Source organism: Sulfurimonas sp. (genome assembly GCF_032250635.1).
In the GTDB taxonomy this organism is placed as follows: Bacteria; Campylobacterota; Campylobacteria; order Campylobacterales; family Sulfurimonadaceae; genus Sulfurimonas.
Window position 1 is genome coordinate 1 of record NZ_JAVVFL010000041.1, and the last position, 12,645, is coordinate 12,645.

Sequence of the window (12,645 nt, forward strand, 5' to 3'; positions counted from 1 at the left end):
CTATTTTATCAAATTAACCGATTAAAAGTTTGTCTACTTTATGGGGGTCATTCCAAAATACGAAGAAGCAAATGTATATTTTCCAATTATTTTAGAATATCTCTATGAAGCTTTTAATACTGAAATTTCAGATTATAATATAAAAGAAAAATCTAAATACTTTGAAGAGAATAAATTAGTTGCAGGAAAAATGATATTAAAAATAATGGCAATGAATAACAATGGAAAATTTTTATATACTTATAAAACCGAAGTTTTGAAAAATATTTATAATTATTTTTATCCAGATAATTCAGCTAAATTAAACGATTTAGAGATGAGCTATTTTATAACCCAAAAAGCAATAAATACATTTCAAAATATAAATAATGATTCTAGAGATGTTTATCTAATTAAATTAAGCTCTTTTCTATGGCAAAAATTCCAGAATGAAAATGATAATGAAGAAATTGATATTGATAATGAAGGAAATCCAAAAATGACAATAGAATCAAAACAAACGCAACCCCTAAACCAAATTCTCTATGGACCTCCAGGGACAGGGAAAACTTATAATACTATTAATAAAGCTTTGGAGATTATCTTTGAGAAAGAAGATAAAAATATAGAATTTTATGATTTTATTTTTGATAAAACATTAAAGATAACATATAAAAATGCCTTGGTTGATAAAGATGAAGAATATAAAAGAAGAGTATTGAAAGGTATTTTTGAACATTATGTAGAAGCTAAACAAATCGAGTTTGTAACCTTTCATCAAAGCTATGGATATGAGGAGTTTGTGGAGGGGATAAAAGCAAAAACTACAGATAAAGGTATCGAGTATAAAATAGAGCCAGGTGTCTTTAAAAAACTCTCAAAACAAGCAAAAGAAAACTATGAAAATAGCCAAAAATCATTAGAAAAACTCATACAAGAAAAATCATTGCAGCAAAAAATAGAACAATTTTTAAATGATTCACTAGAAGAACAAAGAGATTTTACAAAAACAAAAGGCGGAAAATTTAAAATAAAAGATATAAGAGATACTAGCCTTTTTATTTTCACGGAAGATTCAAATTACAATGAAAATATTTTAGAGTTGGATATTGATGAATTATTTAAGATATTAGATTCTGATATTGATTTTAAAACATCAAGACAACTTGCCAAAGATGTTTTTGGCATTAACAATCAGAGACAAAAAGATACTTATTATTTTTCGATGTATAAAGAGTTTCAGAAACAAAAATTTGATGTTGTAGAAGAAGAAAAAGTGGAAGAACCACTTAAAAACCACATCCTCATCATAGACGAAATAAACCGCGGAAATATCTCTAAAATCTTTGGCGAGCTTATAACGCTTATAGAGCCTAGCAAAAGAATCGGAGCTGATGAAGAGATAAAAGTAAAACTTCCTTATAGCAATGATGATTTTGGAGTGCCTTCAAATCTTTACATCATCGGAACCATGAACACAGCGGATAGAAGCATAGCTTTGATGGACACTGCACTTAGAAGAAGATTTGATTTTGAAGAGATGATGCCATGTACGGAACTTTTGGATGGGATAGAGATTCTGAATCAAGTTCAGAATGACGGCAAAAAAATAAATATCAAAGCTATGTTAGAAAAAATAAATAAAAGAGTGGAATATCTCTACGACAGAGACCATACCATCGGACATGCCTATTTTATGAGTTTAAAAGATAACCCATCTTTGGGCGAGCTGGAGAGTATCTTTAGAAACAAAATTATTCCGCTGCTTCAAGAGTATTTTTATGACGATTGGGAGAAGATACAACTTGTTCTCGGCGATAATCAAAAAGAGGAAAATTATCAATTTATAAAGATAAAAAAGGATTATGATATAAGTAAACTTTTTGGAAATAGCTCGCATGAGTTGTTAGATAATGATGAAATAAAAATATATGAAATCAATAATGATGCTTTTAAAAATATAGAAAGTTACAAAAAAATCTATGAGTAAAAATAGTTTTTCAATACTTGAGTATAAAGCTTTTTATACTTTAAGTGATTGTGCTGAGCCATATTATGATGCTGAAAAGAATTTGATTTTACCCTCTAAAACTTTTGAAGCTATAGAGAGTTTTTATTATGCAAATGCTGATGTGCAACAGTATTTTGCACCTGCAAAAAAACATGGTAAGAAAGCTTTTAGAGCCCAAAACTATGTCGGTGTCATCCAAACAAAAGACGGCACGACTATCGAGATATTACCTAAAATTCAAAATATAGATGAAGAAGAATCAAAAAAAATTCTCATCAAAATGCTAAAAACACTTAAAAAATCTCCGTTTAAAAATTTCAATACGGCAAATCTAAAAAGTTCAAAATTGCCGCTTTTGGAGATATTTATCTCTATGTTTTTGGAAGAGCTTGCAAAGCTTGTTCAAAAGGGCATAAAAAGCGACTATGTCACAAAAGAGGAGAATCTAAAGTTTTTAAAAGGCAAACTCAAAATCGGTGAGCAGATAAAACACAACACCATACATAAAGAGCGTTTTTTTGTAGAGTATCAAGAATTTATGAGTGACAGAGTTGAAAATAGACTCATCAAAACAACGCTGCAGTATGTCTATAAAAAATCAAAGTCAAACCGTAATCAACAGCGCATAAGAGAGTTTCTGTTCGTATTTGATGAGATAAAACCATCGCATGACATAAAAACAGATTTTTCAAAAGTAAGACTTAACCGCCAAATGAAAGATTATGAGCAAGTTTTGCTTTGGTGCAAGACATTTTTACTAGAAAATAGTTTTAGTCCGTACAAGGGCGATGATGTGGCGTTTGCACTGCTTTTTGATATGAACCTGCTTTTTGAGAGTTATGTCGGGGATTACTTAAAGAAAAAAGGTTTAGATGTCAGTTTGCAAGACAAAGGAAAGCATCTAGTTGAAGAGCCCAAAAAGTTTGCGCTTAAGCCTGACATAGTTATTAAACATGAAAATGAAGTCATTGTAGCCGATACTAAATGGAAAATCATCAAAGAAGAGAAAGACATAAGCCAAAGCGACATGTATCAACTCTTTGCATACGGCAAGAAGTACAAAAATCAACAACTTTATCTTATCTATCCCGTAAACAGCGAAAAAGAGCTTGAACTGTTTTATGAATATGAAAACGGTTTAAATCTACATGTACTATTTTTTGATGTAAAAAAAGATTTTAAAGATTGCCATTTTCTAAAATCAATACAAACTAGAGATAAATCAAATTCGCTATAATCAATAATAAAATATAAACTTGGGAACAGACAGATGACAATCTACATACACGGTTTTGGAGGTAGCGGATGCGGTGTCAAGGCAGAGCTTTTTCGCATATATTTCAAAAGCATAAATCAGCCATTTATTGCTCCCTCCCTCTCATATGTTCCGCATCTGGTTATAAAAACATTAGAGGAGATAGTAGAGTCCGACGGCGGAAATGTAAACCTTATTGGATCTTCTTTGGGCGGATTTTACGCTATATATCTGGCGCAGAAGTACGGTTTAAAAGCGGTGCTTATCAACCCATCTATAAATCCTGATGAGACGCTGAAAAAAGTTCTAGGTATGGCGCCTAATTTTTACGATAACAGCAGTTTTGAGTGGAGAGAGTCTCATCTTGAGATGTTAAAAGAGTACAGAGTTGAGGCAAAAAAGCGGGATAACTTCTTTGTGCTACTTCAAAAGGGTGATGAGCTGCTTGATTATAGAGAGGCCGTAAACAGCTTGCCTTATGCAAAGTTTGCCATAGAAGAGGGCGGAAGCCATAGTTTTGAGAATATAGAGAAGTATTTTGATGATATAAAATGGTATTTGATTGGTTGCGGAAATAGGATTTGAACCTATGACCTTCGGGTTATGAGCCCGACGAGCTACCGAACTGCTCTATTCCGCGATATTTTAAAATGTTATTTTTAGCTTTACTCTTTGTCAGAATTTCCTTCGGATACTCAAGTATTCCTCAGTCAAAACTTCCTTGATTAAAACAAAAACTAATCATTTTATTGTAGAAGTGGATGGGGATACAGGATTCGAACCTGTGAATGGTAGCACCAAAAGCTACTGCCTTACCACTTGGCGAATCCCCATCATTTATAAAAGAAATTGGTTGCGGAAATAGGATTTGAACCTATGACCTTCGGGTTATGAGCCCGACGAGCTACCGAACTGCTCTATTCCGCGATACTTACAAACAAGAGAAATATGTTTGTTGGAGTGGAATTATAGGCAAATACGCTCTCGTTGTCAAGAAAAGCCGAGCCAAATTTATAAAAATGGTTTGAACTAAAATTAATCAACTTTTCAATACAATAACGACATTAAAAACAAAGAGTATAAATGACACCGACACAAAGAGTACTAGAAGCGATTGAAGAGATTAAAAAGGGTCACATGGTCATCATGATTGATGATGAAGATAGAGAGAACGAGGGCGATTTGGTCTATGCATCCGCTTTTTCTACGCCTGCTCATGTAAACTTTATGGCGACGCATGCAAGAGGACTAGTCTGTGTTGCAATCAGCAAAAAGATTGCTACAAGACTTGAACTCAACCCGATGGTAAGCTCAAACACATCTTCGTACGAGACGGCATTTACAGTCTCAGTCGATGCGAAAAATGCGCTTACGGGAATCTCGGCAGGCGAGAGGGATGATACCATCAAGATTTTGGCAAACCCAATCAGCCATGCGGATGAGCTTGTAAAGCCGGGTCATATATTTCCCCTGATAGCAAAAGACGGCGGGACGCTTGTTAGAACGGGGCATACGGAAGGCTCTGTTGATCTATGCCGTCTGGCGGGACTTAGCGAATCGGCGGTTATTTGTGAAATAATCAAAGAAGACGGCACGATGGCTAGACGCGACGATTTGGATACATTCGGCGAAAAGCACAATCTAAAAACTGTTTTTATCTCCGACATTGTCGAGTACCGTTTTGCAAATGAGAGGCTTATAAATGAGCTTGATGTAGAGGATATAGAGTTTTTTGACACAAAAGTGAAGAAGTACACTTTCGCAGACCATGACAAGATAGAACATACGGCGATAGTGTTTCATAATGTAGCATCAGTTGCAAACGTAAGGGTTCATAATGTTATACCCGACATAGAGCTTTTGTTAAATCAGAAAAAATATAGCAACCTTGTCTCTTCCATTGAGTACTTAAAACAAAACAGCGGTGTTTTAATCTTCATAAACAAACCTACACATCATGACAACGCTGCCATGAAAGAGTTTGGAATAGGTGCACAGATACTAAAATCGTTCGGTATCTCGAAGATGAATCTTCTTAGCTCCATGAAGGCGACCGAATTTGTTGGACTTGGCGGTTTTGGGTTAGAGATAAACGAGGTTATAGATATTTAGCAAAATATCTATACTGCCTTGAAACTACTCTCTCTCTTTTTACTTCTCATCTCTTTTTTAGATGCCAAAACACTCTCTAGAACCCAAGTTATTATGTCTACATTTGTCACTATCACCACGAATGAGCGAGATGCTGATTTTATAACAGACGGGTTTGAGATCATTAAAGAGGTGGAGATGTCGCTCTCATCTTACAACCCAGATGCAAAAATATACCAACTCAACAAAAACCGACATGTAAAACTCGACAGTTTGAGTCATGAAGCGCTTCTGTTAAGTAAAAAGTATTATCTCCAAACAGATGGCTATTTTGACATTACTGTTGGCTCAATAACAAAAGATCTATACAGATTCGGGGAGAATGAGCACATTGCATCTTTAGATGAGTTAGCAGGTGCAAACGTAGACTTTGGCGCTCTTAGGTTTAATGAAAAAGAGGCTTTTTTAGAAGAGGGTGTAAAAGTAGATTTGGGCGGAATGGGCAAAGGTTTTGGTGTGGATAAAGCCGCGGAGTATTTTAGAAGCAAAAATGCAAAAAGTGCAGTAATTGCTGCAAGCGGAGATATAAGATGTATCTCTTTATGCAGAATTGAGGTGCAAGATCCACTCAAAGAGGATGACGTTTTGTTATCTTTTGAGACACTAGAAGATGACATGGGCATAACAACGAGCGGAAACTATAACAGATATGTCGCCTCAACCAAAAACAACCATCTTATTGACCCAAAAGCCAAAAAACCGCAGAGCCTCTTTGTTTCTATAACGCTTGTTAGCCACCTTCTGAGCAGTGATTTGGATGCCTATGCAACCGCGGCGAGTGTTATGCCTCTGAAAAAAGCGTACCGATTTTTAGATAGTTTGGAAGTGGGTTATATAGTTTTGCAGAGTGATGGAAAGCTGGTTGTTAGTAAAAACATCTCTGAGTTTACAAAGAATTTACTCATAAGAGATACTCTCAAAAAGCAGCCATGAGATATATAAGATAAGCGCTAAAAGAGCAAAAAACGAAAAAAGTTTTATATATGCAAAAAACTCCAATCCGTTAATGATGAAAAACGCAGAGAATATCTCAAGCAGAGCCACCCCAAAAGTTATGTAGATAAGCACCAGCAGACTTTTTCTATCTCTTAGCTTGGTAAACACCAAAAAGTGCAGAAGAACCATCGTAAAAAGTCCAAATACGAAGATGTGTGGGAGTGATATCTTTAAAACTCCTCCAGCACTTTGAGGAGAGATAAATTTCTCTTCATTTCCAACGTAGTACTCCAAAACAGCGCTGTAGCTAAAGCCTATTTTGTGCTCAAAAAGCATAACGGCACTTGCTAATAGAAGCAGCGAAAATGCCAAGTAGTAGAGGATTGAGAGCTTATATGCTTCTTGCATTTAACTTCCAAAATGAGTAAACAATCATATACAGAGCCGCTAAATGCCAGAGAAAATAGGCTATAAGATATATATTGACAAAAAAGCTTGAGAGATAAAAAGCCAAAGGGAGTGAGATAAGCGATAAGATGGCGCTTATCATAAGTGTGTTTGTAAGAATGGCTCTGCTTTTTTTTGCAACTCTGATAAAAATGGAGCTAAGGGTAAGCAGAATCATCATAATAAAAAAAATCTGTGTATGCCAAAACTCCAAAAATGATGCTTCATTCATTGGGTCAAGGTAAGCCTCTTCGTTCCCAAATAGCGTTGCATTTACTGCGTCCGGTAAGATGCCGAAGTTTGACTTCATAACAAAAATATCAGAGATAAGATACAGAAGTATAAAAAGAAGAAAGCCTCTTAAAATAAGACTCATTGCGCTATCTTTTTGGATGTTTTTTATAACGGTGAATTTCACTATTTGCCTTTTAAGATCTCATTGTAGAGAGCAAAAGCGACTCTTGAGCCGTCTAAGAAGCTTTTTGCGCTAAGTGTCGCACCTGTAATGGTCGGAATATCTTTTGAGAGAGAGAGCGGCATTTTAGTATCTACATTTTCAAATTGTGACATCCACTTTTTTGAAGGCACATACTCCATGGGCTCGTTAAAAGCTATAACCTCTATGCCTTTTAAAACAGACTCAGGCGAGATTAGGTAGAGAACGACTCCGTTTTTAGAGCGAATTTTTCTGTTGATTAAAATTCCGTAACCCAGAGTCTTGCCGTTTTGTTCGGCTTTGAAAACTTTAAAAATCTTAGTGCCAAGTTTTACCTGTGATGCTTCTTGAATCTTTTTTGCCTGAGCACCTGTTAGTAAAATGTTCTCTTCGCTTACTTTGTTTTTGGCTCCATAGTTTTGTTGCATGGCATCAACCGGAGAGATAAGCATTTTGGCGCTTAGCGGAAGTGAGAAAAATATAAGTAGGTAAAGTAGAAGTTGTTTCATAAATAGGTGCTCCTGTTTTGTCGGATTGTATAAAATAAAATTTTTTTTGTCAATGAACTTTGTCAATAAGAGCAAAAGAGCTCTTATTTTTAAAAAATAAATCCCATAGAGAGGCTGAATGTATCGGAATCAACTCCGCCTTGGCTCTGCATTGCATAGTCGGCTTTTAGTACAACCTGATCATGCGGGAAGTAATTTATTCCAAATGTCGTTGTGTCAATAGAATCAAGCGAGCTTCCATCTGTTAGCCTATCAGCAGTATTAACACTCTCATATTGAACGAACAGCGGTAATTTATCGCTTGATGAACTCAGAGTTAAAAGGTCATAGCTAAGATTTAAGTAGCCGCCTTTTGCTTTTACTTGAGAGAGTGCGCCCGCTAACTCAAATGCGTCTGAGCGTTTTGCCTCTGCGTATGTGCCGTATGCTCTAAACCCTTTTAACTTGTAGTCGACATGAATATCGAACATATTTATATTTGAGTCCATATAAGCCGAAGCACCAGCCAAAAGTCCGTTAATGTCCGTATAGTCCAGCCTTGCTACAAAGCCGAGTTTTGGGTCATTGTTTGTAAATGAGCCGCCGCGCGCACTTCTTAGCCATTTTGTATCGCTGTCTATTGTCGGATTTAGTGCTGTGACTCCCGCAACTTTATACTCCAGTCCTTCAAAAACATCTCCGTAAACCATTACGCCGCTCTCATGCCAAGTAGTCGGAATTATCTGCTTTGCAGTGTTTGGTCTCTGAACAGTCGTAAAAAGTGTCGGTTCATGTCTTTCGTTGATTAACCCCATCGGCATTAACATGTTACCGACTCTGATATTTGCATTTTCGTTGATTAGAAAGTCAAGATAGATAAACTCAACTATAACCTCTCCGCCCTCTGCAGTGCCGCCGTCATTCGCTACTCCGCCGTGTTCAAATTCAAGTTCAACATTTAAAAGAATATTGTCACTGAATTTATAGCCGATGTATGGAACAAATCTGTATACGTCAACCTTAGAGCTGTTTGTGCCAATCTCTTTATTTGTATGCGAGTAGTACATCTCTCCGTAACCGCCGATGCTCAAAGGCGATTTTGAGTAGTAAACTTTTGATGCCGCTGCACCGAGTCCGCTATGAGAAGCTTCATTGTCAACCGTTGTGTAGCCAAAACCCATCTGCAGGTTGCTAGTCTCATCCGTTAAGGTTTTGGTCTGCTCTTTAAGCTCTGCTATCTCTTTTTTAAGCTCCGCTATATCCGAAGCAGTATCTGCTTGTAAGCCTCCTGAGAGCATAATTGCCGTAACTACGCTTAACCCTAATTTGTTCTTTAAAACTTTCATCTTCTTTCCTCTTAGTTGAATTTGATAAGCATTATCGTTTATCAATATTTAGAATTGTAGTTTAATTTTTCTTAAATGAACATTAAAATGATAATCATTATTGATAAACTAAGTCAATTTTTTTCGGATATGTTTGTTATAATAAATAAAAATTTACTAGAAGATGGTACATGAGAGAGATATTTAGCAGAGTAGAAGATTCTGTGTTGGTCAATATAGAAGTAGAAGTGGATATGGAGGATTATAGAGATAATTATCCCTGGTTGTATAGTTTGTTTGTAAAACCAAACAATATTAAAGAAAATAGTTTGGGTTTTGAGCAGTTTTTGGAGCTCAAAGAGTCAATAATTATCTCTTTAGAGCATCAAGATATGGCAAAATATGTCGGAACTAGAGTCTGCGAGGGTTGGCATGAGTTCTACTTTTATGCAAAAGATTCAAAAAATCTTGAAGCGGTTTCTGCTGTAATGCTGAAAGAGAGCGGATATAAATATGAGAGCAATGTGGTTAAAGACGCAAAATGGGGTTTTTACGATAAAAATCTTTTTCCTAGTGAACTTGAATTTCATGATATACAGAGCCACAAGATTATATTTTTGCTTCAAGAAGAGGGTGATGAACTCTCAATATCAAGGGATGTAGAGCACTATGTGTCGTTTGATACGGCTACTCAAAAAGAGAGATTTGTCAACAATGCTCTCTCATGCGGATTTGAGTTTAAAGATGACGTAAGCAGCGAAGAGTTTGAGCACGGAGTGGCGCTGGTAAAAGAACATCCAGTGAGTGAAGAAGAGGTTAAAAAAGTTGTAGAGGAACTCTATGGGCTTATTAAAACTGAGCATGGCTATTATGAGGGTTGGAGCACTGTACTGGTGCAAAAGGACGATTAGTCACTCGTGAAAAAAGCACTTTTTAAAAGCTACTTTATCATGGCTGCTTGGAAATTCTTTGAGATTTTTTTTAAAATCAGGTATAGATTCCACTATATCGGGCTGGAAAATATCCCAAAAGAGAGAGCTGTTATGCTTTTGGGCAACCATGTAAGCTGGATAGACTGGTTCATCCTTCAGCTGCCGATAAAGAGAAGAATCAACTATGTAATAGATAAAGACATTTACAAATGGAGGCTCTTTAACTGGGCTTTTAGGATGGCTGAGCTTATTCCTGTTTCAAAAAAAGCGTCAAAAGATTCTTTTATTGAAACTTCAAAGAGATTAAAAAATGGTAGAATAATAGCAATATTTCCCGAGGGTGAAATATCCAGAAGCGCAAATATTGCAAAATTTTATAGAGGCTATCAATACATAGATAGAGATGATGCGGTTATCGTGCCGTTTCATATAGATGGAGTTTTTGGAAGTCTTTTTGCAAGACACAAAGGTGATGCAAGAAGATGTTTTTTAAAAAAGCGGGAAATTACGGTTTGCTTCGGAGAGGCTATTGCAGAGGATATTAAAGCAGATCAGCTTAGAGAGAGGGTTATAAAATTGAAAAGGATGAAGATTTGAGAACAACATTAATAATTGGTGCAGGTGGAGTTAGCCGTGTAGTTGTATATAAATGTGTACAAAATGCGGATGTTTTTGGGAAAATTGTACTAGCGAGTAGAACATTAAAGAGATGTCAAGATATAAAAGATGAACTACCAAATGCGGATATTGAGGTTGCAACGGTTGATGCAGACTCTGCGGAAGAAGTTATAAAACTTATAAACTCATGCAAGCCGAGTATTGTGATAAACGTGGCTCTGCCATACCAAGATTTGGCTATTATGGATGCTTGTATTGCTACAAAAACACCATATCTTGATACTGCAAACTATGAACATCCAGATGAAGCGAAGTTTGAGTACAAGCTTCAGTGGGAGAGAGATGCTAAGTTTAAAGAGGCTGGCATTATGGGACTTTTGGGAAGCGGTTTTGACCCAGGGGCTACAAATGTATTTTGTGCTTACGCTCAGAAACACTACTTTGATGAGATTCATACTATAGATATTTTGGATTGTAATGCGGGCGATCACGGTTATGCTTTTGCAACAAATTTTAACCCTGAAATCAATCTTCGTGAAGTCAGTGCAAACGGTCGTTACTGGGAGAACGGAAAGTGGATTGAGACGAAACCGTTAGAGATTATGCAGGTTTGGGATTACCCTGAAGTCGGACCAAAAGATAGCTACTTGCTTTACCATGAAGAGATGGAGTCCCTTGTAAAGCATATTAAAGGGCTAAAGCGCATTAGATTTTTTATGACATTCGGACAGAGTTATATAAAGCATATGGAAGTTCTACAAAATGTAGGCATGCTGGGAATAGAGCCGGTTGAGCATAAGGGCATGATGATAACCCCGATTGAGTTCTTAAAAACTCTGCTTCCCGACCCTGCATCTTTGGGTTCTCGCACAAAAGGCAAAACAAACATCGGTATTGTTGCAGAGGGTATCAAAGACGGTAAAAAAAGAAAGATATATATCTATCAGGTAAAAGAGCATGAAGAGTGTTTTCGTGAGACAAACTCTCAAGGAGTATCCTATACAACGGGTGTTCCTGCCATGATAGGAGCAAAACTTATGCTTCAAGGTGTCTGGAGTGGAGTCGGAGTATTTAACATGGAACAGATGGATCCAGATCCGTTTATGCAAGAGATGAACACGCAAGGTCTGCCTTGGCAGATAAAAGAGCTGGAAGCGTAAAAATGACCTTTAAGCATATAATATCAGATATAGAGTCGTTGCCGCCGCTCTCAAACACGCCGTTTGTGATACAGCAGATATACAGCTGCGGCTCGCAAAATATCGATATTATAAGACTTGTTAGGGTTATAGAGGATGATGCTGCGCTTGCCGCAAACATTTTAAAGATGATAAATGCGCCGATTTACGGTTTTTCAAGAAAGATTGCTTCCATCTCTCAGGCTGTGACTCTTTTTGGAACAGATGAGATTTACGGTTTGGTTTTGAAATATGCACTCGACAAAGAGTTGAAAACCGATACCGATATTTATGGTGTTGACAATAAAAGATTTAATGATGTTTGTCAGCTTCAAAGCACTCTTATGATGCAGTGGTACTCCAGAGTTGATCTTAGACATGCTCAGTTTATGTCCCCTTTGGCTCTTATTATGGAGACGGGAAAACTGGTCTTGGCAAACGAGGTCTTAAAAAGCCACTATGCAAAGAAGTTTGAAATAGGCTACAAAAATGCAAAAAGTGTCATAGAGTATGAGTATAGTGTGCTTGGAACTACGACCTACTACCTTAGCGCACTTCTTTTTGAGCACTGGATGCTTGAGCCTCTCTATGTTGAGATACTAAAAGGGCTGGATTTTGAGACAGCCGCAAATCCTAAAGTAAAATCATATATAGATTCACTTGATGTTATCAGAACTGCCGTAAACCCAAGAAATATTTTGACAAAAGAGTCAATAAAAGAGGCTTGTGTTATAGTTGAAGAAATGGGACTTGATACGAATGATTTTGAGCATATTGCCTCAAGAGTTAAAGAGAAATACAACCAAGTTCTGATAAATAGAATGAGAAAAAAATAGTAAAAAGCGTGGAAAATATTATGCAAAATTCAGATGAGTTAAATACCCCTTAT

13 protein-coding genes and 3 tRNA genes are annotated in these 12,645 nt (G+C 36.5%); 9 read left to right on the forward strand and 7 right to left on the reverse strand.

Going from position 1 to position 12,645, the window contains the following annotated elements:
* Window positions 1-40 precede the first annotated feature (40 nt).
* The 3 genes from RQ763_RS03990 to RQ763_RS04000 are packed head-to-tail and all read left to right on the forward strand — an operon-like array spanning window position 41 to window position 3,830.
* The gene (locus tag RQ763_RS03990; protein WP_314151335.1) at window positions 41-1,969 is read left to right on the forward strand and encodes an AAA family ATPase; all 1,929 of its coding nucleotides are present in this window, start codon (window positions 41-43) and stop codon (window positions 1,967-1,969) included.
* Window positions 1,962-3,227, forward strand: coding sequence for an McrC family protein (locus RQ763_RS03995; protein WP_314151336.1), 1,266 nt, complete (start codon window positions 1,962-1,964; stop codon window positions 3,225-3,227). The genes RQ763_RS03990 and RQ763_RS03995 overlap by 8 nt, the downstream gene beginning before the upstream one ends.
* Window positions 3,228-3,260: 33 nt before the next feature.
* Window positions 3,261-3,830: a YqiA/YcfP family alpha/beta fold hydrolase gene (locus RQ763_RS04000; protein WP_314151337.1), complete on the forward strand. Its 570-nt coding sequence runs from the start codon at window positions 3,261-3,263 to the stop codon at window positions 3,828-3,830.
* Here the strand turns inward: RQ763_RS04000 and RQ763_RS04005 are convergent.
* From RQ763_RS04005 to RQ763_RS04015, 3 genes are all read right to left on the reverse strand, one after another.
* Window positions 3,809-3,885 (reverse strand) — tRNA-Met (locus RQ763_RS04005). The genes RQ763_RS04000 and RQ763_RS04005 overlap by 22 nt on opposite strands.
* Window positions 3,886-4,003: 118 nt before the next feature.
* Window positions 4,004-4,078, reverse strand: a tRNA-Gln gene (locus tag RQ763_RS04010).
* A gap of 17 nt (window positions 4,079-4,095) precedes the next feature.
* Window positions 4,096-4,172, reverse strand: a tRNA-Met gene (locus RQ763_RS04015).
* A 156-nt stretch (window positions 4,173-4,328) separates the two neighbouring features.
* Here RQ763_RS04015 and RQ763_RS04020 point away from each other — a divergent pair.
* Together RQ763_RS04020 and RQ763_RS04025 are read left to right on the forward strand one after the other, a co-directional pair.
* A complete protein-coding gene (locus RQ763_RS04020) occupies window positions 4,329-5,357 on the forward strand; it encodes a bifunctional 3,4-dihydroxy-2-butanone 4-phosphate synthase/GTP cyclohydrolase II (protein WP_314151339.1) in 1,029 nt (342 codons plus the stop codon).
* An 18-nt stretch (window positions 5,358-5,375) separates the two neighbouring features.
* Window positions 5,376-6,329 (forward strand): FAD:protein FMN transferase, encoded by a 954-nt coding sequence (locus RQ763_RS04025; protein ID WP_314151340.1) that lies wholly within the window; start codon window positions 5,376-5,378, stop codon window positions 6,327-6,329.
* Here RQ763_RS04025 and RQ763_RS04030 read toward each other — a convergent pair.
* The 4 genes from RQ763_RS04030 to RQ763_RS04045 all read right to left on the reverse strand — a co-directional run bounded on the left by RQ763_RS04030 (window position 6,294) and on the right by RQ763_RS04045 (window position 9,049).
* Window positions 6,294-6,740, reverse strand: coding sequence for a hypothetical protein (locus RQ763_RS04030; protein ID WP_314151341.1), 447 nt, complete (start codon window positions 6,738-6,740; stop codon window positions 6,294-6,296). The two genes, RQ763_RS04025 and RQ763_RS04030, sit on opposite strands and share 36 nt — an antisense overlap.
* Entirely contained in the window at window positions 6,724-7,197 is a 474-nt protein-coding gene (locus tag RQ763_RS04035) for a hypothetical protein (RefSeq protein WP_314151343.1), read from the reverse strand. Before RQ763_RS04035 ends, RQ763_RS04030 begins: the two co-directional genes overlap by 17 nt.
* Window positions 7,197-7,724 (reverse strand): FMN-binding protein, encoded by a 528-nt coding sequence (locus RQ763_RS04040; RefSeq protein WP_314151344.1) that lies wholly within the window; start codon window positions 7,722-7,724, stop codon window positions 7,197-7,199. The genes RQ763_RS04035 and RQ763_RS04040 overlap by 1 nt, the downstream gene beginning before the upstream one ends.
* Window positions 7,725-7,813: 89 nt before the next feature.
* A complete protein-coding gene (locus RQ763_RS04045) occupies window positions 7,814-9,049 on the reverse strand; it encodes a porin (protein ID WP_314151345.1) in 1,236 nt (411 codons plus the stop codon).
* Window positions 9,050-9,219: 170 nt separating this feature from the next.
* On the opposite strand from RQ763_RS04045, the gene RQ763_RS04050 reads away from it, so the two are divergent.
* Genes RQ763_RS04050 through RQ763_RS04065 form a run of 4 tightly spaced genes read left to right on the forward strand, consistent with a single transcriptional unit; the run spans window position 9,220 to window position 12,592 of the window.
* Window positions 9,220-9,939: a DUF695 domain-containing protein gene (locus tag RQ763_RS04050; RefSeq protein ID WP_314151346.1), complete on the forward strand. Its 720-nt coding sequence runs from the start codon at window positions 9,220-9,222 to the stop codon at window positions 9,937-9,939.
* Between the two features lie 6 nt (window positions 9,940-9,945).
* Window positions 9,946-10,557: a 1-acyl-sn-glycerol-3-phosphate acyltransferase gene (locus RQ763_RS04055; protein ID WP_314151348.1), complete on the forward strand. Its 612-nt coding sequence runs from the start codon at window positions 9,946-9,948 to the stop codon at window positions 10,555-10,557.
* Window positions 10,554-11,738, forward strand: coding sequence for a saccharopine dehydrogenase family protein (locus RQ763_RS04060; RefSeq protein ID WP_314151349.1), 1,185 nt, complete (start codon window positions 10,554-10,556; stop codon window positions 11,736-11,738). Before RQ763_RS04055 ends, RQ763_RS04060 begins: the two co-directional genes overlap by 4 nt.
* A complete protein-coding gene (locus tag RQ763_RS04065; protein WP_314151351.1) occupies window positions 11,711-12,592 on the forward strand; it encodes an HDOD domain-containing protein in 882 nt (293 codons plus the stop codon). Before RQ763_RS04060 ends, RQ763_RS04065 begins: the two co-directional genes overlap by 28 nt.
* Window positions 12,593-12,645 lie beyond the last annotated feature (53 nt).